This is a genomic window from Paenibacillus sp. FSL R5-0470 (assembly GCF_037975205.1).
Lineage (GTDB): Bacteria > Bacillota > Bacilli > Paenibacillales > Paenibacillaceae > Paenibacillus_AQ.
Window position 1 is genome coordinate 6,085,141 of sequence record NZ_CP150238.1, and the last position, 22,631, is coordinate 6,107,771.

A 22,631-nucleotide genomic window follows, 5' to 3' on the forward strand; every position below is an offset into this window, starting at 1 on the left:
AGAAATCCTCAGGTTACAGATAGCTCCATATCTAATGAATTTTCCCTGTTTATGATTATAGGCTCCAACCTTTTCCGGGTCAATGCATCTTTTAGGCTAAAAACATAAAAATTTAAGAGTTTAAATACAAAGTTCAATCGTTTTCATTCATCAGTTGTTCAAGGCATATTAAAATCTTAAATTACCGCTATTTATAGAACTAGGCTCTATACTTTCGTAACTATTCTAGTATGATTTTATGAAATATTAATTCCTTAAATATATTATTTTGTATGTCCCTAAATTAAATCGTCGCTGATGAGGAAGCAGTTGCTTGGTCAGCTTTTACACAATCAATTGCAACAACGAACGCAATTATGATTGCCTCCATCTCCTCATTTAGTATTTGAACCTTGTAGCTATCACCCCAAGTGAACCACTCCTTATTCACTTTACCTATGACTACACCATGCTGCAAGACCTGAAAATCCATGTCCCACCAGTTACCATGTACCTCAATGTCAGCCGCATCAATCGTATAGCGTGCTTTAAAGAAAGAAAACTCCTTCTTAATCGTTAACACCTCTCGGCCATTGACCTCAACAAAAAACTTCGGTAAAAAACTAAATACCTTCTTCGTAATAAGTGCGACTTCATCTCTTGTTGTATTCATAATGGAGAACGTCTTTGGTATTTGCATAAAACTGCCCTCTACATAATAGACATCCTGCTCCTGCTGATTCTTTACCGTAAATTTACCACTTAGACTGAATACCTTCTGCTTTATATAAAGTTGCTTCATTCCAATACCTCCTTCGATATAAGCATATTATTAAAGCGCAGATTTCATCATAGATATTAATAGTGATAGCCACCTAACCATGAACTACCTTTCGTTAACCCTCTCATTATTGAACTATAGTTTCCCATTAGTTGAACCGAATGATTGTAAAAACTTGGGTGACAACTTCTTCGTACTTACCCAGTACTTTCGAAATCAGTTCTCGGGATCATGTACTTTAGTCACCCATCCGTGTTTTCAATGGTTCTAAAACTTCCGTTTATGATACGGAAGACCCTCGCCTTCTTCGCAATACTGTTTAAGACTGTACAAAAAAATAGCCCAGTTATAATTACATACGCGATAAAATGAGGTCACTTCCTCCCAATTCATCTGACGAAAAATGATTGAAGTTTTCCCGTTTTTTTCCTTCATATCAAAAGAAATTGTCGTACCTATCCATTCTGGATCTGAATCAACACACTGCCACAAAATCTTTTTATCGGGAACAAGCTCATCAACTCGCATCTTTGTTAAGCCTTTTCCGCCGAATCGAAACTCATTTATACAACCGATCTGATCATTGACTATTAGTTCATTTGTCCATATTTCTGAAAGTCCTTTTGCAGTGGTTAATGCTTCATATACCTTTGAAGCTGGAACATTCACGGTCTGCAAGTGCTCGATATTTGCCATATTGCTCATTCCCCTTTTTTATAAGGATCTAATTTATGTAATTATTTGTATACGAAAATTATACCATCAATTATATCAACTCTGAGATAAACATTGGTGTAGCTCCATCCTCTGTATTAAAGCCAAATTTATTATAGAAATCCACTGCATGAGGATAAGAAATTAATACTTTTGTTTTACACCCTTTATATCTATCAAGCATTATATTCATCATTTCCTTACCTATACCTATACTCTGATAACTCGGATTAATAAGCATATAATGAAAATATACCGTTAAAACACCATCTGACAAAGCATTTATTAAACCGACAAGCTTTCCTCCTTCCCAAGCGGTAACAATTGAATGAGACCCTCCGATTGCTTGTAAAAGCTCGTTTGAGTACTTGCCAGACTCCCATTCTACCGAAAGAAATAACTCTTGGAGTGCATCCTTAGTGATATCCTCTTTGCTTGAAGCGTAATAAATACTCACCCTATACCTTCCTTTCTGCCAGTATCAATGTCTTTAGTCCTCCATTTGGTTGGAAGAGCATAGTTGAGCATTGCTTGTCTTATTTCTTCCCATTTTGTGTTGTTCATTAAAGGGTTTAGTTCATTTGAATCCATATATTCACCTTTTTCTCCCATCAGTACTGCAAGTGTTTATTCCAGCTTATCATTTTCTCTTGTACAAAACTGCCCGTTAGCAGAACAAAGCTGCCGATTCAAGTCGGCAGCTTCGTTCTGGTGTTATTGAGCTATAATTTCCCATTAGCTTAATCGTTATTTATGATACGGTTCTCCGCGCTGTCTGTAACGGTAAGTTTTAGGGTCATCCTTTTGTGGGATGGCCCTTTCATTTTTCTCATTATGTTGAACTATGTTCCCCGTTAACGAGCCGCCAACATAAAAAACAGAGCATCTGAGGTCGCGCCTCAGATGCCTTGTATTTAGTATTGTTTTATGACCTGGTTCAATTTTATAAATCTTCTACACCGGTGGGTAAGTTTTTACTCGCTACATTTGGCTTCGTGTACATTTTATTGAGTATGATCGTTTGCACGATAATGAATATACCGCCAACTGCCCAATATAATGGTAACGCGGCGGGCATCTGAAAAGAAAATACACCCATCATGATCGGTGACAACAATCCGATGAAAGCCATTTGGTTATTTTGATTTTGCTGATACTGCGCTGAAACGGATTGAGACACGCGGAACTGAACGTAATACACCACAGCGGCAATAAGCGGCAAAATCATATCTGTTTTCCCCAAGCTAAACCACAGAAAATCGTCCGCTGCAATCTCTGGGGTACGACGAATGGCGTAGTAAAATGCAAGGGTGATCGGCCATTGGAGAAGCATCGGTAAACACCCCATATTTAAGGGATTAAATTGATGCTTCTGGTAGAGCTGCATCATCTCGACTTGCTGTTGTTTTTTTGCATCCGCACTGACGTCGTTCTTATACTTCTCCTTAAGTGCAGTTAACTCCGGCTGGAGGACGGCCATCTTTTCTTTCATGTCCATTTGTTTCTTGGTTTGATTCATCATGAGCGGCATGATCGCGAGTCTGATGATGAAAGTCATCAGCACGATCGATAATCCGTAGTTTCCGTGAAATGCATTCGCGAAGAATTTGATCAAGATCGAAAATGGATAAATAAAAAAGTGGTTAAATATCCCTGCTGAATCGGCATTAATCGAGTTTGATTGGGATGCTGTCGAACACCCGCTGAGCACAATGATCGGAATAACTCCAATCATCATGACGAGAATGGGCTTAGCCCATTTTTGAAGCAACAAAATCTTTTTCATCGTTGTCCTCCCTAATTGAAAGTATGGAATATCAATGTGGGGAAGGACTATGGTCTTCTTCATTAGGTGCTTCTCTTCGTCTGGCGGTACGTACTATCCACCGCTGAATGCTGCTCGGTTGTGAAAGTCTGACAGCTACAAACCAAGTTAAACCGGCTGGAGCAATTTCATAACCCCAGTGTATCTCTTGTGTAGAAAAATAGGTGAATGGAATTGACACTAAGGAATAGATGAGAGCGATCGAGAACGCCAATTGAACCAAGTCATAAAAATGCTCCAGCCAAGTTCACCTCTGTATGAGCCATATTGGAAAAATTTGAATAATGATTATACGTTAGAGAAAACTGTGTGGTTTCACTAACCTGCCCGTTAGTTGAACAAATAAAAAATGGCTGCCGAAGCAACCACTATTCCACTAATGTGCCCCGCTAGCTTAATCGACATTACGCACCGAGTCCAATGGATTTAGCCTTGCGGGGTTGTCTGCTGATTACGCCTCACCGAAAAATCCTTAGCAGACCAAGGAGAGCAACTTTCAAATCCTTCTCTTACAGACTATGATTTATTAAATGAGCAATTTCTTTAACTCTCTCCATTGTAATTCCTTCTCTTTGTTCAACTGCAAGTGGATGATTCGTTTGTTCTAATTCTATTAACGGAACAGCACCAACTTCTTGTGTATGTACCATTGTCTTTAACGATAATGTAGTTATTGGATATATTGAAAGTTCAGTCGATAACCAACCAAAATAAGGTTCTTCAGTTTCCCTTCCTTCTACGTGCAATAATTCATTAGATTTCAAAAAGTTCTCTTCACTAAGAGAAACCCAAACACTCCATATAAATTTCTCTTTACTATCAATTACTGGTATTTCAATATGTCCTCTAATAAAGAAATGCTGTTCATCAATTACACAAAAATCTCTAATTAATTCTGTTCTTTTCTCTTCTGGTACAGTGTAAAAATAATATGGTGCTTCACTTCCGTAACATAAAGGAAGTTCATTTAATTCGTTGTTACAGTGAGGGCATTTCATGTTTTCTGCTCCTTATAGTTTCTTGGTGATTTCTTATAACGTCTTATTCGCGAAATTACTGAGTTATCCTGCCCGTTAGTTCAATAAAATGAACAGCTAGCATCTGCCGGACATAGAAAGACCGCCATTGAAGGCGGTCTAAAATTTATCATTTCTGCCCAACAATAAGTCCTGGAGATATTAATAACCTAAGATGATTCGCTGTAAGCCTAATTAGAGCGTCTCAACCAATTTCTGAATCTTTGAGTGGGAAATTAAATATACAGGACCCATTATTTCTATTTTGCCGTCCTTTACACGCATTGCACTCTCCTGTTCTGCCGCATAAACATCAATCTCTTCAGACAAGGGGAACAGGTAACCTTGAACAAACGTAGCGTAGTCGCGTTTAGAATGAGATTCATAGGCAAAATGATCAAAGCCAATACCATCATAAATAGTACTTGTTTCAACTTCATTGCCAGTGTTTTTCAAGCATAACCATTTTGCAGCCATGTTTATCGCACCGGCGCTGGCACCCATTATAACGGCATTGCTGTTCTTAATAACATTTGATAATTCATAATCCGCCAAAAAATCGTTTTGCAAAACAGGATCTCCACCGCATAAAAAAATGACAGAAGCGTTGTGAATTAATCGCTGGGCCTCTTCCTTCTGCATGCGATAATCAATGAAATGATATTCATCAAAAATAATGTTAGCCTGATTTAACCATGTACATTCAGAAATATCATCAATGTTAATTTGCTCACCTGTATAACCAGACGGTTCAGCGCTAATCATAACAAGCGATTTTCTGTCTTGTATATCCTCATGCAAACAATGGACCAGCTTCTCTGGAAAAAAATTATTAAACCAACTGAGATAGTAGTGAGTACTCAAACTTAATTACCTCCATATGTATTTTTTACAATTATAAAATGGAGTTACATATTAGTAATCTAATACGTAACTCCAATTATAAACAATAGCTTCTGTTAGTAGAATCTCAAGCAATGGTCTCCATTAAAAACTCGATCACCGGGTAAGAGATCATATGCCGATCACGGTAAATCGAGGTAATAGCATCAGGCCGTGTGCTAAGGATTGCCTTCTGTAAAAGGGCTGCTTGAAAGCCTCTTTCTTGTGCACCGTTAATAGTAAAGGTTACACAATGTTCTGCGGCGAATCCCGCAACGATGATGAATTCAACACCATGTTCACGTAACAGTTGTTCCAAATCCGTTTTCCAAAAAGCATTAGAATATTCTTTTGCCATCTGGATATCTGTCGGTGCTACTGTAATTTCCGGTATACTATTTCTTGCTTCTGGATCCGTATCCGCATTCGCCCCTTCCATGTCTTGTATATGGATGACGATTTGGTCCTTCGCACGAAGTAACCCAGACACATGATTAATGTATTCACAAGCCTCACTTACATTTAACTTCTCCATATGATCGTGTAAGAAAAGGTTTTGCATATCAACAATTAGAAATCCAATTTTTATTTTGAACTACCCCTCTCAGAATAAATATAGCTAGTTTCTATACTAATCTGGATGAAGATTCAGCTCAAGGGAATAAATGAATTAGACTATTTTGTACAATAACATCATATGTTACGCCATTCCTCTTCATTTAGTTCGTTGTTAATGCCGACCCCAGCTAAGGAGCCCATAGAAGCGGCAATAATGGCTTGATGAAGATGTGTTGCTGCATCACCGGCACTATAAACGCCTGGAACGTTCGTTTTACCGAGATTATCGATGATGACTGCTCCTGTTTCTGTGAGTTCACAACCAATGGCTTGTGGCAAACCCGACCCGATCATGAGCTTCGGCCTAAAAAATATCCCCGTACATCCGATGCTAGTACCATCCTTCAACACAACTTGCTGCACCATGCCATTGTCAGATTCGATCGACTGAATCGGTGAGTCATAGACAGGAATGTTATGTTGATTTAGCTCTTCGCGTTGTGCATCCGTCAAGTCATCAGATCCATTAGTACATATGGTAATCTTTTTCGTCCAACCAGATAACACTTGGGCCATATGCGTTGCATCGGCTCCCTTAACAATTACGACAAGAGGCTGATCTCTTAGTTCCCATCCATCACAATAGGGGCAGATAAAGGCGCTTTTACCATATACGTCTGAGAGTCCCTTAATATCCATCGGGAGGTCCTTCATCCCTATGGCGAAGAGCACCTTTTTACTTTTATAGGTCTGACCTTGAACCGTCGTAATTTGAAAATCGCCATCGGTTCCCGTAATCGATATGGCGGTATCTTCCGCAAAAGTAACGGATGGATAGGCACTAATCTGCTCCTTCGCAATCCTCCTAAATTCGCTTGGACTTATAGAATCTCTAGTAAGAAAGCCATGCGTTTCTCGAGTAACCCTATTACGTGCGCGTCCTTCATCAATAACAACCACACTTTTCCTTGCCCTGCCTAGCACCAGAGCAGCATTTAGACCTGCCGGTCCTCCACCGATAATTACACAATCATGAGTCATACTAATTCTCCCTTTCGCTTTTCAATTAAAATTAAAGATATTAAAGACTTATGTTATCTGTAATATTCCCAAAAAAAGAGCAAATCCCACCCATTTATTATAGACTTTACGAATCCATAATAACTTCAATACATTTAAAAGGCAAGGGTTTATTTCATACAATCTTCCCCTCTCTTTTAAATTTCCACTAAATTATTCAATCATTTGACTCTTCCAAAGTTCTATTACTACATCCATCTGTGAGTTATGTACCTTTTTTTCATGTCCTATCGTTTTTAGCCATAGGGTTGTCTTATCCTGTATTAAATCTGGGTTCTTCCTAATAAATTCTAAGGCTTTCAAGCCGTATTCTTTGTTTTTTGTGATGTTGTATAAGCTCCATCAGGTATACCTGTTACAATTCCTGTCTCACATAATCCTAGAAACATTGTTCTTGGACAGCCCTTCTTTTGTGATGCAGTCCCTTCCCCGAAGATCTCTTTAGCAATAATCTCCCAAGCTATTTTGGGACTTTCTAATTTATTTTCTTTTATGTATTGAACTGTTTTCACAGCCGCTTCTCCGTATTTGCTCATAAAACACCTCTGCTTTCTTTTTAAAAGATCTAGTAATAAGTCTATCTAACGTTACGCATTACGATCCCGTGAGATTTACTATGCGTCTTCGTCTGGTTCAGGATTTGTGAATCTAACCCAGATTCAAATGTCTTAAGCAAGCCCAACAGCCATAAAGCCACGATATTAATATAGTTTAGAACTATGAGTTCTCGAGCAAGTCCTTCTTTTTATCATCAAATTCTTTTGGAGTTATAATTCCGTTAACCCTTAGTTGATGCAATCCTCTAATTTCTTGAGATATTGAAGTATTTTTTTTGTTAGACTTCCTATTAGAAACACTCATAATTACATCATTTGTCTTCGAAACAAAGTATCCAATCAAAATAAACTCCATTAGTTTAGAAACGATTATATGTATAACATGGACAGATCTTAACCAATGCTGATCTGAGAATAATTGCTGAATGTTGCTCAGATAGCCACCATTTTTAAGCGGTAAAGAATAGTACGTTGCAAATGAAAAATAAAAGAAATCGAAATAATCAAGTTTACCCTTCATTAATTGATCAAAGTCATAAATCCCATAAGAAATCAAATAAACAAGAGAAAATAAGAGATGAGGCACTACTATTAGTAATATTGTTACAATAGTCAGATATGTTATTCTCTTTCTAACACTCAACCTATTCCACTTTTTGTTGATACTTATTTTAGTTAGGTCTATGCAAATGAAGCAAACTACATAAATAAATTGCAATAGAATGATTATTGAAAGTAAGAATAGTATAGAGTATAACCGCCAAGGAACAGCCAACAGATATTCACCATTTAATATTAACCCCAATATAAAAACTATCACTTGAAATGTAAGCGCAGGTACAATCCATAGAATTATTAAAAAACTATCTTTCCATATTTTCTTTTTGAATAGGATGGAAAAGGGTAGCACTAAAAGTGTTATTGTTAAAACAAATCCAATCATTTTTCAATTCTCCTTATCTTGATAATTTCATCTACCGATTGTATTTCCACAAAAACGAGAGGTTTAAGGAGCCTTTTGCGCCGAGTCGTAAACTTAGCCACGCAGAGGTAATCCCCTGACTCGCTCGCTAACTTGTTCGCCCCAAATTTCCGACTAAAATTCTACGACTTTTCAATAGCGATCTCCAATAAATAAACGCAACTACTTCCACATTTCTATTCCTCATTGATTCAGCTATGGGGATGCTATCCCCCCAAGCCTAGAGCCTAAATCTGATACACTTAAATATTTTAGACTGTATTATTCTAAAAGATCGATTACTGTATTAAATAACCATATTAGCCAAGAACCTGGTTCAAACAAATTATAATTGTCATAGCATTCTTCTCTTCTGTTCTTATAATCACTGCACTACCTGTCCGTACTCACTAATCAAACTTCCTAAAAGTTCCATATAACGTTTGGCATTCATGATTCAACCGGATATACGAGCGTAGGTATGACTCCTCAAACTTTGCTATCTGAATGTGTCAACCGAGTAAGCTTTCTCAGATATTTTGCATGGTGATCTTGGAGCGTCGATAATATAAATACATAATCAGCTTGTTTACCAATTCCCGCTTAAATATCTTTATTAAACCCCTTACATTAAATAATTAGCTCGAATTACGTACAATTCCTTTCCTTATATTCGAGATAAACCGTTTTATAACATTCTAAAAGAGATGTAGTTATCCTCCATAATTGATTTGATACTGAAGTCTTTACTTGATATTTAGAACTTAGCAAGTTAAAAATTGCTAAGTTAAAATAAAAAAGAAGATCACAAAGATTTCGTAATGTTCCTATAGATGCTTTTGATGCTCTACCAAATAGGTTTGGATAAATTGTTTCATCATCATCAAAACTTCCAGAATACGAACCAACCATAGTTGCTCCAAATGAACTATGTGTATATTCAGAGTAAAATTTAAAAAAATCATTCCTTCGTTTTTTTTGTTCAGCAATAAATTCATCTGGAAATCCAAAAGTCTCTTCAATATTTGATATTGCTTTGTTAATCTTTTCAGTTCTAAAGTGTCTATACCATACCTCATTTGGATTACTAAGATCACTATATACTTTAATTAGGTTTAAATCAGAGCATAAATAAATTGTAAGATACACCAATTCATCAATAGTTCTTAATATTACTCTTCCTGAATTATCAAGCCCGTTCTCCACTAGATTAATAATTGCAAGTGCATGATTTGATATTTGTACTAAAAGATTGCCAATCACATAAGTTGGTTTTGGAGTTATCTCAGTATCTAGACATTCATCGAAGGAATCCATTTGTTGTATGGATAAAGAAAAATACCCAGTTAACAACACCCCAAGACTCGCCAATGGAATTTCCTCGTCAAATCTAAGTTTTATTTCATCATTAGCCTCTTTCTTTACATCTTTGATATCTTTCAATAAATAATCAATATCACTGAGATTCACAGGAAATAGATTATTCTCCCGATCATACTCTTCGAAAACCCTTGAATGTTTTTTTAAGGTACGTGCAATAATTCGTCTTGTCTTTTTGTTTTTTAATTGCATTTTGAATTTCCTTTCTGCGGGTACATCTGAAGTAGGTGTTTCAACAATCAAATCTTTATTTTCTGCATGATCCAGCACATCATAAGGAACTAATGTGTATAAATTCGTTCCTATCATTCCATTAACCTTCCAAAATATTGAATATTAGGTGCTGAGTTTTGTAATTAAAGAAGACAAATCACTCATTAAGTGATTTGTCTTCCGCTGCTTTTTCAAATCCTATTTCGTTTTACTTTCCATTTAAATTGATTACTATCCGTCCAATCAGAGCTCTACCGTCCGGATTCTGCCGTCTTCTTCATAATGGAGCTCCGTAAATTTCATACTGCGTTTATGGTCCACGCCGCCAGACAGCGATGCGTCATGATAGAACAAATACCATTTCTCGTTAAATTCCACGATAGAATGATGAGTCGTCCAGCCAACGACTGGATTCAGGATCGTTCCTTGAAAAACAAAAGGTCCGCAAGGCTTATCACTCACCGCGTAGACGATCTTATGGGTTGTGCCAGTAGAGTACGAGAGATAGTATTTCCCTTTATACTTGTGCATCCATGGACCCTCGAAGTATCTCCTGTCTTCATCACCCGCAAGGATTGAGTTCCCTTCTTCATCAATAATGGAGATCTCCTGAGGGTCAGATTTGAATGACAGCATGTCTTCACTCAGCTCGCCCACCCAAGGACCGTAAGCCGGTTCCTCTGAGCCCTTTTCTACCGCATCTTGTTGAAAAATACCGTCTTGCCACTTTTCTAATTGTCCGCCCCATAAGCCGCCAAAATACATGTAGGCTCTTTCATCCTCGTCCACGAATACGGCGGGATCGATGCTGAAGCTCCCTTCGATATAGCTTTCTTGAGCCTGGAAAGGACCAGACGGAGAAGTTGACGTAGCCACTCCGATACGGAAAATACCCTCCATGTCCCGGGCCGGGAAAAACAAATAATATGTCCCCTGCCGGTACGCGGCATCGGGCGCCCACATTTGCTTCGAAGCCCAAGGCACATCCCGAAGATGAAGCGCCTCTCCGTGATCTACACAGGGCGATGTAGGATCTTCCAAGGAAAACACATGATAATCCTCCATCGCATATTGGTCACCATTATCATTCGTAGGTCCATCATGGTCAATATCATGGGATGGGTAAATATACAGCTTGCCCTCAAATACATGAGCGGAGGGATCGGCTGTATAGAGATGGGTAACTAACGGTTCATTTTTTGTTGCCATAATAGGACTCTCCTCCTGATTGAGATTACGCCTGTTGATTAGCCAAGCAGAAATGGATTTTACCGTCCTTATAGGGACGGTTCCGTTTCTGCGAGAAATATCAGAACATGAGTAGACTAATTTAGCTAATCAACAGGCCTAGATTGGAATTGATTCGTTCCATGGGGCTGTATTATTCGAAGCCGGCTTGCCGGGGTTATTCTTTGACGCCTCCGAGCGCTACGCCCGCAATAATGTATCTGGATAACAGGAAGTAAACCACAAACAGCGGTAAAGCTGTCAATGCTAATCCCATATAAATCGAGCCGAACTCCATCTTGTAGATATCACCTCGGAGCAAGCTTACCATGATCGGCATGGTGTATTTCTCCTTCTGCGTTAGTAATATCAGCGGCATGAACAGGTTGTTCCAATTGGCTACGAAGGCAAAGATAGCTTGTGTTGCTACTGCTGGCATCATCAGCGGTAAGATGATCCGGTTGAATGTAAAGAACTCTCCAGATCCATCTACGCGCGCAGCTTCCACGATCTCTATCGACAGAGTTGCAAGAAGGTATTGGCGCATAAAGAACACTACCGCCGGTGCAGCAATCGCTGGTAGAATCAGCGGAAGAAAATTGTTGGTCCAATGTAACTTATACATGAACTGATAGAATCCGATAGCGCTTGCCTGGGAAGGAATCATCATCACGCACATGATAAAGGTAAAGAATGGCCCCCGTAGCTTCCAGCTGTAGGTTACGAGCCCATAGGCCGCCAAGGACGAGAAATAGACTGTGCAGAGGGTTGCAGAACTGGCGATAATGAATGAATTCATGAACCCTTGAAGCGGATCAAAGCTCTTATCGAGCAATACTCGCAGATTGCTCATCATGTGGCTCGAAGGAAGCAGTGAAAGACCACTTTGGATTTCCGGTGTAGAGCGCGTGGCATTTACAAACATGATCCAAAACGGCAGAATACTGAGTACCGCCAAAGAGATGCAAACCACATAGATAATCGTCTTATTTATCTTTCGGTTAACGGTTCCGCTTTTCTGATTATTTGCCATGTGTTACGCCTCCCTCACGGGCTGCTATAGCAGCTTTTCTATACTTTTGCTTTTCTATTTTTTTAAGTCTTGACGCATCGCGGTCACGCATCACATAGAACAGGATTCCAGCCAATATCGCCGAAATCAAGAACATGATCATGCTCGCTGCTGCAGCACGATTGTACATATAGCTGCCCTTGAATGCTTGCCCATAGATAAACATGGACGTGGTAAGCGTAGAATCGTCCGGTCCGCCTGCAAGGAATAATTGCGGAATATCGAACATGGTCAAACCACCCACCATCGATGTAATCAATGTGAACAGCAATATCGTACGCAGACTCGGCAGTGTGATGCGGAAGAAGGTTTGAAACCCGTTGGCCCCGTCAATCGATGCGGACTCGAAGAGCGCAGGATTTATACCCATAACGCCAGCGATCAGGACGATCATGGTATTGCCGTACCACATCCAGAACTGGATGAACGCGACAATGCCCCGTGCTGTCGTCTTATCCTGCAGGAAGAAGACTGGAGCGTCTGTCCATCCCAACATTTGAAACAAACTGTTTACAGGACCCATCGGATAGGCGAATAAAGTGCTGAACAACACGGCAATCGTACTAGCAGTGATGATATTAGGCATATACAGCAGAATCTTGAACAAGCCTTGCCCCTTTATGTTGAGACGCTTATTCGTGAACCATGCCGTTAGCAAGAGCGCGAGAAGCATCTGGGGAACGAAGTTAGTAATCCAGAGTAATCCAGTATTGAACAAAGACTTCCGGAACGAGGGATTATCAAAGAGAAGATCTTTGAAGTTTTGAAAAGGATTATCAAGAATATGGATTGGTTTGGGTATTATTCCTTTCATATCGGTGAATCCAATGACTGCGGTATATAAAATGGGATACAGTGAGAAAATCAGAAATGCAAGGACAAACGGGAAGGTAAAAATATAACCGTATTTCGAATAGTTTACATTTTTGCGGCGCATGCTCTCACCTCTTTAGTTGATATGAAGGGGCGGGATTACTCCCCCGCCCCTCCGAATCCTTCTTATTCGCTTTCAATGCCAAGTTGGTCTTTGACTTGTTGCTTAAAGGTTTCGATCGCTTTGGCACGGTCCTTGTTACCCGCAGTGTATTCACGTACTTGATCACGCCAGAGCTTGTTGATTGTTTCGTCGTACTGGGTCAAGTTCTTACCTGAAGCGTTTGCATTGGCCGGTACAAATACGTCGAACATGTTCTGACCACCGAGCAGTGGAACTTCACCGTTTGACTTCGACATAACAACAGAGGATGCAACGCTGTCCTTGGTACCTTGCTCGCCTTCCTTCATGGTACCGTTAGCCCAGTAATATTGGAGTCCCGTTTCGGAGGTGTCGAGTGTAACCCACTTCACAAAGTCCGCAACAGCCTGTTTCTTGGCATCGTCCTTGGTGACGTCTTTGTTGGCAAGCAGCCAAGTGCCACCCCAGAAGAAGCCTGTTGGTGGTTCGGAAACAGCCCAGTCGCCATTCGTTTCTTTTACTTGACCGTTCATCACGTAGTTGATGAGCCAAGCAGGACCGAAGAAACCAAAGATCGGTTGGGCGCCGGTACCGGACATATCCGCATACCATGCTTCCGTCCAGTCTGTCGTATCGTTATGATAGCCATTGTCTTTCAGCTTTTTAGAGAGATCTAGGAACTCTTCACGCTTCGGATCGATATGAAGCTTACCATCAACAATCCAGCCCTTGTCCGAGCTGTTCTCGATTGGATGCCAGATATCTCCGTCACCGGAAACGATGCCGTATCCTTTAGCTTTCAGCTTCGCAGCTGCATCGTAGAATTTATCCCAGCCTGGTCCAATTTCATTTTTGATGGTGGCTGGATCATCTGTTCCAAAAACTTCCTTCGCAATGGAGCGGCGATAGATAAAAGCGCCGCCAGTTGCTTGATAGCCGAGGGCTTTCAATTTACCGTCTAGACTACCGATGTCAACCGAGTATTGGGCGATGCCAGCGTCCTTAACCATTTGGTCATCAAGGCCTATATCAGAATAGTTAGCTGCATAGCTTGAGGCGTCGCCTTGTGTATACTTGAGCACGAATGCTGATTCAGCTGCAAAAATGTCAGGGGCATCTTTGCCTCCAGCTGTCAGAGCCTGATCAAGAGCAGGCTGATAAGCTCCGTCAGTGGTTGCGATAACTGTAGTTTTGAACTCTACATTTGCGTCGGGATGGAGTTCCATATACTTCTTAGTCATGTTAGGAATTTCGTCCGTAAAGCTCCAAAGATTGATAGTGACTTTCTCACCTGTTCCTTTTGCTGGAGCTTCGGTAGTATTGGCTGCTGGTGCAGGCGCTGAACTTGGGCTAGATGAGTTGGAATTTGAGTTCCCACCACATGCTGCGAGAGCGGATGACATCACGAGCAATGTAGAGATCCCCACTAAACTACGTTTCATACTTTTCATATCTTTGCCTCCCCTTTTGTATTATTACTTCGGTTTTTTGTAACCGCATACATAATTATAGAGCCTGCAATCCTTAAGCATAAGGACACCCTCTTTAGGAAAACTTCCACTATTTTTAGATTCAGTTCTATAGAGCGCAAAAAAAGAGACATCAAGGGATCTTTCCCTTGGTGTCTCCATGATCTGTTTATATTTCTGATCATTACTTATCCGCTTTTAGCGCATCATCCTGTTTCTTGATGAATTCTTCTGGTGTGACGGCTTCACCAAACAATGCCTGAATCTGATTCATGTGTATAGTAGATGCGACTGGCTTCATTTGTGTATCCAGATAAAGAGTTACTTTATTAGCCTTATTTAACTCGTTTAATAGATCAATGAACATTTGCGGTAGCTTGATGGCCGCAGTATCTACTTTGGTAGCCGGGATTACGCCTGCATTGACAACAGAATGCTCTCCCCACTTTTGAACGAAAAAGCTGACGAATTCTTTGGCCTCCAGAGGATGCTTAGAATTTTTGGAAACGAATAGTCCAGTGCCCGGACCACCGACCCAATCATCCACGTTGCCTTTGCCGCCTTCAACTGTCGGGAACTTGAAATAACCGATGTTGACTTTAAATTCTTGGGCTATATTTGTTGTGGTCGTGAAATCTGGCAGCTCCCAAGTCCCAGTAACGAACATGGCTGACTTTCCGTTCATGAACTGTACCTTGGCTTCATCATTGGATAATCCGTTGTAACCTTTAATGAATGTGTTCAGGTTTACCAACTCTTGCACTTGTCTTGCAGCCTCTAGCAAGGAAGGATCTGTGAAGTCCTGATCCGCAACAGCTTTATCCATCAGGTTAGGTCCCCCAATACGATCAGCTAGATACATGTACCAGAAGGAAGCCGGCCAACCGTCCTTGCCTCCAAGAGTAACCGGTGTTATGCCATTGTTATTCAGTGTTCGAATGATCGCTTTGAGATCATCCAAGGTTTGGGGCGGCTGCAGATTAAATTCTGAAAATATTTCTTTATTATAGTAGACCGGAACTATATTTAGTTCGACAGGAAGGGCATACGTCTTCCCATCAAAGGAGTACCCCTCCGTCGTACCAGCTACGAATTTTCCTTTCAACTCATCCTGTAAAAGATCGTCCACGGCTGCAAATTTATCTCCCCTAACATAAGGATCCATAAAGCCTGCTGCCCATGTGAATCCGATGTCCGGTAGATCGTTGGAAGCGGCAAGTACCTTCAGTTTGCTTTTATACTGCTCATTTTCAAGAACTTCTGTCTTGATGGTGATATTCGGATTAGCTTCTTCAAATTCTCTGATGATTTCTTTTACCATTTTGTTTTGCGCGGAGTTATTGCTATCCGGCCATAGATGCATCATTTTTAAAGTGATTTTCTCGCCGTCGCTCTTGCTGCTATTCCCCTTATCCCCATTGCAAGCTGTTGTTATCAACAACAATGTTAAGAAAAGGGTGATGGATAATCCGATCCTCTTCGTAGATATTCCCCCCTTGCCGAGCCGTCATTGGATGTTCGCTTCTATACCATTCCTCATGGAAGAACGATACTGCCCTGGACTCATTCTTTCGTATTCCTTGAACAGCTTGTTGAAATATTTAACCGTCTGGTAACCCGTAAGGCTGGCAATTTCCGCTATAGGCAGATTCGTTTTCAACAGTAATTCCTTCGCTTTCTGCAATTTTCTACGGGCGACATATTCGCTGAAATTCATTTGGCATTGCTCCTTGAAAAGAGAACTGAAATAGCTCCCGTTCAGATGAACAAGTCCGGCTACTTCCTGCAGGCTGATCGCCTCTTCTATATGCATTTCCACATAGTCTATCGCCTGACGGACCGGATCGCTTAATGCGGCATCTTCATCTCTTATGGCCATTAATTGTGGATCAGCCATCTTCCGCATGAAGCCGATATGTTCCTGCTCCTCCCCTGCCTTCAGGGCATTCTCCACAGACGCGATTAGCTTTTCCCGACTGGCTGGCTTGAGCAAATATTCAACTACGGACAACTGAATCGCTTGCTGAGCATACTCGAACTCGGCATGACCGGAGATGAGAATAACGGATGGCTGACGCTGTATTTTTTTATCCCTTATTTGGCTAACTAAAGAAAGACCACTGATTCCCGGCATGCGGATATCCGATATCATGAGCTCCACCGGTATTTCCTCCAAAATTCCAATAGCCGAGATCCCATTACTTGCCGTAAGGATTTCATAATGACCGGCTGCCCACACCTCTAGTATTTTCTTCATTCCTTCTCTAGATCTCGGTTCATCGTCGACAATAAGAATTGTTCGGCTTCTCATGGCATTTTGTCTCCTCGAACAGGAATTTTGATGTTTATACGGGTGCCTTGACCTTTTTGGCTATCGATGGTCATTGCCGCACCCTGCTCATTCTCTCTCGAAAAAAATAGTTGAAGCCTTCTATGCACATTAGCGATTCCGACACCGGAATCTTTTGAAGAAGATACCTTTCCGCTATCCAGCCCTTCCACAAGAGAGCGCAGCATCTCCTCGTCCATTCCCATCCCGTCATCTTCCACCGTAATGGTGACCCATTCTTCATCTCCAGCAACCGTTAGCTTTATCCATCCCGGTTCAATCTTGCTCTCGACCCCATGCAATACGGCATTCTCTACAAGGGGCTGCAGCAACAGTCGGGGTAACTCCACATTCGAAAATTCAAAAGGAGCCTCAATTTCCCACTCCAAGCGATCTTCAAATCGCATCTTCATAATAAGCAAATATCGCTTTACATGCTCCAGCTCATCCTGTAACTTCACCCATCCCCCTTTACTCGAGCCGGTGATCGTATAGCGGAATAAATCAGACATGGCAACAACATACTCTGCCAGTTGATCTTCATCCCTATCCAACAGTGACCAGTACAGAACATCTAGGGTATTGAACAAAAAATGCGGATTAATCTGCGCTTGAAGTGCCTTCAACTCCGTATGACTCCGGGATAACTCCTTCTCATAAACTAACTGGATCAGCTCGTTGATATTATCAACCATTTTGTTATAGGAATAATTCAGTTCCTGGATTTCCATAGTGGACGATACGTTTTCGATAGGCTTCAGGATGCCTAGACGGGTACTTCTCATAGCTTTGATCAACCTGAACACAGGCCTGGTAATAAGTATAGACAGGAAAAACGAAAGCAAGGTGAACAGTAAGGTACCCATCAAGGCCGATACGACAATGGTCGTCCGCAAGACCGAAATCCCCTTGGTGATGACGTTAACCGGGGTTAAGATGAGTAGCGTCCATCCTGTCACGGAAGACCGCTGTTTGACAACGATAAAGGACCGTTTGCCGATGGAAACATTCTGATCGTCAGATTCCTCCACCAGCTTTGCTGCTGTCTTTTGTGAAATACTGTCATCGTTAGACGTAATAAACTGCCCATCAGGAGCGAGGAGTAATACTGTTTCTCCGTCCCCTTCCCCGGATAAAGAGTCTTTAAGTGCAAACTTGTCTCGGTCTGAGCGAATGAGTAAATAGCCTCCAGTTGTGAAATGCCGATCAATAAGGCTGATCTGTCGAATCGCCACAAGCGATGTAGGATCGAGCGGATCAATACCGAACCAAACGAGACTACCTTCCTTTCTCGTCGCCATTTCGATCCAATCTTCGGGTACCTTATCTCTAAGGGTGCTGCCGTCGAGAGGATACAGCCTCACTCCGTCTTTATTATAAAGCTCAACAGATTTGATGCCGTCCGTGTAGATTTGGACCAGATTGATAATAGATGGCAGTGCTTGCCGTTCCGTAAAGGTAGCGGGATGACCCTCTATATCGCGTAAAAGAAGTTGCTGGATATAATCGTTAGTCGAGACCAGCGTCGTCAGAGAATTAATCTGTTCGAGAACGCTTTCCAAACGGCCGTTAGCCTGAATCGCGGTTTGCTGAATATGCTTCTCCGCATTATTCTTGAGTAGCGTCGAGACTGAATGGAACGTAATCCCTCCAACGAACGTCAGAATGATGAGCATGACGGCGAGGAAACCGAGCAACATTTGATTTCGCAGCGTATTTAACTTTAACATCGACAGTATCCGCCGCATGCAGTCTCTTCCCCTCTTTATCATGTGAACATGAGATGATCGCCCCTATGCGTAAAAAAGTAAGGGCTTTCAACCTTTTCAGTCATTATATTAGCATGTTTGCTAATGATCCGCTAAGAAAGAATTATGGATTCGACAAAAAGAACTAATATTTTCGCCCCCCATACCGACAGGCGAGGTCATTAGCTCCATTTCTAGCAACCTTTTATGTAGGAGTGTCTTACTCCTAATTAAAAAAATCCCGATGATGTATTCATCATCGAGGCTAACTAATTTTTTATTTTCGCCAAAAAGTTGAACAATCTGCCTTATCCATAATGTTAAACTCGATCATTTCCTCAAGTAATGAGAAATCAACCGGGCTATCCCACCGGATCCGTAACAACTGCTTGGTGTGATCATAGCCTGCCTGTACAATTGCATCAGAGAAATGATTAATCCCTGCGATTTCAGGCGCAACAGCCATATGTTGTTTGGATACGCTAAAGCCAATAATATAGGTGTCGTGATCAGTGAACATAGGCTGATTCCACGCAATTTTTGGTTTTAAATCTGTGAATTTCTTAGTTACCCAAGCCAACACCTCTTCCATTCGCTCCCGATGCTTTGGGTTATCAATTTGCGCTAAATAGTCTGCAAAAACCTCCATGTCGATCACTCCTAACCTCAGAATCGCCTTTTGTCCAGGCGTAGTTACAAAAAAAACACCCCGTTAGATAATCATATCCAACGGGGTGATAGGGTGCAACTTTTTATAACGTTATGACTTAAGAGTTATACTGTCTTATACAACATTTAGGGTGGAAAATAGAAACATCATTGCTCACTCTAAGAGATGAGGAATACATGATTGTCTCACTTCAATAAGACGGAATATCATTTTAGTTTCACCCTAGTTCAGTCCATTTCGTATTTATCTAGTAACAATAGGAGTTCCAGTCCTACTGCTCATTTTTTTAAATAGTAAGATGGCAAGAAGTAAAGCTATGCTTACAGCGGCAAAGCCCAACCAATTCAAATATAGGACAGTTGTACGACTGATGACTAGCCCGCCTAATCCAGATCCCAGTGCAAAACCAAATTGGATGAACGAAGTATTTACACTAAGGGCAATGTCCGGATTTCTAGGTGCCAGAGTAACCAGATATAGTTGCTGGGCCGGGGAAATACTCCACGTTGCTAACATAAAAATCATTAAAACCAAGATTAATACCAAGAGATTGACACCGGCTAGAGCGAATAAAAGAAGAGTTGCCCCTTGTAACAGGAGTCCGAGACAAATGGTGAATTTCGCTCCTTTTGCATCTGCCAATTGTCCGCCCAGCCTTGATCCGACAAAGCTGCAAATGCCCGCCAGGAACAGAACACCGCTAATTTCGGTCATGGAAAGAGAGGACGTGGCTTGCAAGAAAGGAGTAATATAAGTAAACAGTGTAGAATAGCCGCCGACATAAAATAACGTAATAGTCAAGGCCATCAGAATGGTTGGATTTCGTAAAATAGAGAGCTGCATTCTGAGGGTAACCTTTTCTTCTTCTTTGATTGCCGGAACCTTTTTATAGATGATAAGTAATGGAAGAACACTTAATAATCCAATTAAAACAAATAGCACTCTCCATCCAAACATCTCACTAAAAAATGTGCCCACAGGAACACCGAGCACTAGCGAACTGCTAAGCCCCATCAAAATGATACCGATGGCATTGCCCCTTTTTTCTCTTTCAACGAGTCGTGTCGCTATTGCCATGGCTACAACAGTAGCGATTCCTCCGCTAGCCCCTTGGATAATACGTATCCATAGTACTGTTTCATAAGCAAGATCTACAAACATAAGTCCGTTGCTGGCAATAAACACACCAAGGGTGGTCATTAGTAGTTTCTTGCGATCTGCATTGATCGTTAATGCAATCAAAACCGGAGTGACAATGGCTGCGGAGAGAGCAAACACAGTCACCAATAATCCAACTTCTGAAGTAGATACTCCCAAGTCCACAGCGATCATCTCAATAACTCCCGTAATAATATATTCAATGGTTCCAATCAGAAAAACAGCCAGTGCCAGAATATAAATGATCCGTTTATTTTTCAATTTCCCCCACTCCACCTTCTTCAGTTATCTATTTATAATGGGAATTTGTATTTCTATGAATTGTGCATCTCGTTCTGGAGATAACGGTAAATATAGTTCCCTACCCGATTCGTTTTCCTTGATTTGATAGTTATTTTTCTCAATCCATTTCGCTAAATGAACACAGGCCGCACATTCAAAATTAGAATTTGAGTGGAAAGCCATTGTTGCCATCATCGGTTCAGGAGGAAGAGTCCGTAGCTGAAATGGTTCTGGAAATGATCGCAGCTCACAAGTTAAAAAATACCCGACTTCAAACTCAAACTCATCCTCTTTTCCTTCGACTTCTTTCCACAAAACAACCTGAGGACCTTGAATTAATTGACGAAGCAAATCCGGAATGTCCTCTTCTTTCCCGCATGCTTTCTGATAAAGAAACAATTGAGCACCCTCTGCTTTGACTCTGATTTCTTGACCCGTTTCGAATTGCCCCTCTTTTTCTATAAGCTGCATACGCTCCTCAATCCTGACGAGTTTGGCTTGTTCCGTATCGATGATTTGCTGTATTTCGCTTCTTTTCAGCTTAAACATCCCTTGAATATTCTCCAATGTAATATCTTCCTGGAGCAGCTGTTTAATTTGGGGCAATGTAAAACCCAATTCCTTATAGATTAAGATTCGGTTGAGCTCTAGTAGCTGATCTGCGGAATAGTAACGATAGCAAGTATCGTGATCCACCTTTCTCGGCTTTAGTATGCCAATCTGGTCATAATAGCGCAGTGTTTTTAAGGAGACTTTGCTTAGCCTGGAAAATACACTGATTTTGAACAAAATATCCTCTCCAATCTATAACATAATGTGAGTATACAGTTTCCCGTGCAGGGGAAAGTCAAGGATGAGAATGCTTTTATAATTTAATGGAATATCCTCCCTAAAATTGCTGAAGTATGCCATTACTTTCGTTTTGCTCATTTTAACAACTCACTTATTCAAGAAATTTCCCTCATGCCAATTGTAGCACTAGCTATAGCCAAACTGTCCTTTGGCGAAACAAAAGGATGCCACTTATCACGGCATCCTCTCGGTATTTATTAATCTATCCTTCCCTATAGCTTATGAAGCAACGTCAATCTAGAACTATGCAACGCTAGTGATTGCATTTATGTGTCAACTTGAATTTCTCTATCTAAAAAACCACGCCGTTTCTAAGTGTAGAAACGGCGCGGCATTAGCTTCATATGTGTTACGATGCAGGCGGAATGAACCAGCGCTGATTGGCGCCGCCATTAAAATCCCACTGGACAGCCTGTCCTCCATCGGATGTCGATTGTCCCGACATGTCCAAATACTTGCCGCTGCCTCGGTTGATAATATACGACGAGTCACCTCTATCTTGATTTGTTGGAACAACTTTCCATTGTTGGTTCCATCCTCCATTATCCGGCCATTGAATCACATTAGCACCATCGGATGTAGACGATTCGCTGACTTCCAGTAAATCTCCGCTTTCTACGTTTCTGATGTGATAATAGCCATCTCCTAGAGCTTCGAAATACCATTTTTGATCATTAACAATGGAATTCCAATTAAAGTTCCATTGTATGATAAGCGCCCCATCCGCTTGTTTATCCCATCCACTGACTCCCAATGTTTTATTGCTATTTACATTTATAATGACATGAGGGTTCGGCGTGCCGGCAGCATGCGTCGTCTGAGTAAATACAGCAGGTGCTGCGGATCCAATAAATACAAGTGCCAGAATTGCTATCAACCATTTACTCTTGAATAACCGTTTCATAAGATAAGTCCACTCCTTT

23 protein-coding genes are annotated in these 22,631 nt (G+C 41.0%); all 23 read right to left on the minus strand.

All coding sequences use genetic code 11. The annotated features are described in order from the left end of the window. Nucleotides 1–283 precede the first annotated feature (283 nt). Complete coding sequence (locus MKY99_RS26920; protein WP_042192030.1) at nt 284–781, minus strand: LURP-one-related family protein; 498 nt, start codon at nt 779–781, stop codon at nt 284–286. A gap of 246 nt (nt 782–1,027) precedes the next feature. After that, a complete protein-coding gene (locus MKY99_RS26925; protein ID WP_339267319.1) occupies nt 1,028–1,456 on the minus strand; it encodes an SRPBCC domain-containing protein in 429 nt (142 codons plus the stop codon). A 70-nt stretch (nt 1,457–1,526) separates the two neighbouring features. Further along, the gene (locus tag MKY99_RS26930; protein WP_339267321.1) at nt 1,527–1,931 is read right to left on the minus strand and encodes a GNAT family N-acetyltransferase; all 405 of its coding nucleotides are present in this window, start codon (nt 1,929–1,931) and stop codon (nt 1,527–1,529) included. Then, on the minus strand, nt 1,928–2,086 hold the full coding sequence (locus tag MKY99_RS26935) for a DUF6678 family protein (RefSeq protein ID WP_339267323.1): 159 nt from the start codon (nt 2,084–2,086) through the stop codon (nt 1,928–1,930). The genes MKY99_RS26930 and MKY99_RS26935 overlap by 4 nt, the downstream gene beginning before the upstream one ends. A gap of 331 nt (nt 2,087–2,417) precedes the next feature. Further along, nucleotides 2,418–3,260 carry a membrane protein insertase YidC gene (gene yidC, locus MKY99_RS26940; protein WP_339267325.1) on the minus strand — a complete coding sequence of 281 codons (843 nt, stop codon included), beginning with the start codon at nt 3,258–3,260 and terminating at the stop codon, nt 2,418–2,420. Nucleotides 3,261–3,808: 548 nt separating this feature from the next. Next, a complete protein-coding gene (locus MKY99_RS26945; RefSeq protein WP_339267327.1) occupies nt 3,809–4,297 on the minus strand; it encodes a DUF2199 domain-containing protein in 489 nt (162 codons plus the stop codon). A gap of 213 nt (nt 4,298–4,510) precedes the next feature. Continuing rightward, nucleotides 4,511–5,179 (minus strand): Type 1 glutamine amidotransferase-like domain-containing protein, encoded by a 669-nt coding sequence (locus tag MKY99_RS26950; RefSeq protein ID WP_339267329.1) that lies wholly within the window; start codon nt 5,177–5,179, stop codon nt 4,511–4,513. Between the two features lie 106 nt (nt 5,180–5,285). Then, nucleotides 5,286–5,786, minus strand: coding sequence for an isochorismatase family protein (locus MKY99_RS26955; RefSeq protein WP_339271804.1), 501 nt, complete (start codon nt 5,784–5,786; stop codon nt 5,286–5,288). Between the two features lie 104 nt (nt 5,787–5,890). Continuing rightward, on the minus strand, nt 5,891–6,796 hold the full coding sequence (locus MKY99_RS26960) for an NAD(P)/FAD-dependent oxidoreductase (RefSeq protein ID WP_339267331.1): 906 nt from the start codon (nt 6,794–6,796) through the stop codon (nt 5,891–5,893). Nucleotides 6,797–7,134: 338 nt separating this feature from the next. Beyond that, on the minus strand, nt 7,135–7,371 hold the full coding sequence (locus MKY99_RS26965; protein ID WP_339267333.1) for a hypothetical protein: 237 nt from the start codon (nt 7,369–7,371) through the stop codon (nt 7,135–7,137). 181 nt (nt 7,372–7,552) lie between these two features. Then, complete coding sequence (locus MKY99_RS26970) at nt 7,553–8,335, minus strand: SHOCT domain-containing protein (RefSeq protein ID WP_339267335.1); 783 nt, start codon at nt 8,333–8,335, stop codon at nt 7,553–7,555. Between the two features lie 666 nt (nt 8,336–9,001). Continuing rightward, a complete protein-coding gene (locus MKY99_RS26975; RefSeq protein ID WP_339267337.1) occupies nt 9,002–10,042 on the minus strand; it encodes a DUF5677 domain-containing protein in 1,041 nt (346 codons plus the stop codon). A 147-nt stretch (nt 10,043–10,189) separates the two neighbouring features. Then, nucleotides 10,190–11,155 (minus strand): glycoside hydrolase family 43 protein, encoded by a 966-nt coding sequence (locus tag MKY99_RS26980; protein ID WP_339267339.1) that lies wholly within the window; start codon nt 11,153–11,155, stop codon nt 10,190–10,192. Nucleotides 11,156–11,351: 196 nt separating this feature from the next. Next, the gene (locus tag MKY99_RS26985; RefSeq protein WP_339267340.1) at nt 11,352–12,206 is read right to left on the minus strand and encodes a carbohydrate ABC transporter permease; all 855 of its coding nucleotides are present in this window, start codon (nt 12,204–12,206) and stop codon (nt 11,352–11,354) included. Continuing rightward, nucleotides 12,196–13,182: a sugar ABC transporter permease gene (locus MKY99_RS26990; RefSeq protein ID WP_339267342.1), complete on the minus strand. Its 987-nt coding sequence runs from the start codon at nt 13,180–13,182 to the stop codon at nt 12,196–12,198. Before MKY99_RS26990 ends, MKY99_RS26985 begins: the two co-directional genes overlap by 11 nt. A gap of 62 nt (nt 13,183–13,244) precedes the next feature. Next, nucleotides 13,245–14,651, minus strand: coding sequence for a carbohydrate ABC transporter substrate-binding protein (locus MKY99_RS26995; protein WP_339267345.1), 1,407 nt, complete (start codon nt 14,649–14,651; stop codon nt 13,245–13,247). 202 nt (nt 14,652–14,853) lie between these two features. Further along, on the minus strand, nt 14,854–16,110 hold the full coding sequence (locus MKY99_RS27000; protein WP_339267347.1) for an extracellular solute-binding protein: 1,257 nt from the start codon (nt 16,108–16,110) through the stop codon (nt 14,854–14,856). A 66-nt stretch (nt 16,111–16,176) separates the two neighbouring features. After that, nucleotides 16,177–16,980 (minus strand): response regulator, encoded by an 804-nt coding sequence (locus MKY99_RS27005; protein WP_339267349.1) that lies wholly within the window; start codon nt 16,978–16,980, stop codon nt 16,177–16,179. Next, nucleotides 16,977–18,728 carry a sensor histidine kinase gene (locus tag MKY99_RS27010; RefSeq protein ID WP_339267351.1) on the minus strand — a complete coding sequence of 584 codons (1,752 nt, stop codon included), beginning with the start codon at nt 18,726–18,728 and terminating at the stop codon, nt 16,977–16,979. Before MKY99_RS27010 ends, MKY99_RS27005 begins: the two co-directional genes overlap by 4 nt. Nucleotides 18,729–19,023: 295 nt before the next feature. After that, the gene (locus MKY99_RS27015; protein WP_339267353.1) at nt 19,024–19,395 is read right to left on the minus strand and encodes an iron chaperone; all 372 of its coding nucleotides are present in this window, start codon (nt 19,393–19,395) and stop codon (nt 19,024–19,026) included. Nucleotides 19,396–19,659: 264 nt separating this feature from the next. Continuing rightward, nucleotides 19,660–20,835: an MFS transporter gene (locus MKY99_RS27020; protein ID WP_339267355.1), complete on the minus strand. Its 1,176-nt coding sequence runs from the start codon at nt 20,833–20,835 to the stop codon at nt 19,660–19,662. Between the two features lie 24 nt (nt 20,836–20,859). After that, nucleotides 20,860–21,645 carry a helix-turn-helix domain-containing protein gene (locus tag MKY99_RS27025; RefSeq protein WP_339267357.1) on the minus strand — a complete coding sequence of 262 codons (786 nt, stop codon included), beginning with the start codon at nt 21,643–21,645 and terminating at the stop codon, nt 20,860–20,862. A gap of 412 nt (nt 21,646–22,057) precedes the next feature. Beyond that, nucleotides 22,058–22,612: an RICIN domain-containing protein gene (locus tag MKY99_RS27030; RefSeq protein ID WP_339267359.1), complete on the minus strand. Its 555-nt coding sequence runs from the start codon at nt 22,610–22,612 to the stop codon at nt 22,058–22,060. Between the last annotated feature and the right edge of the window lie 19 nt (nt 22,613–22,631).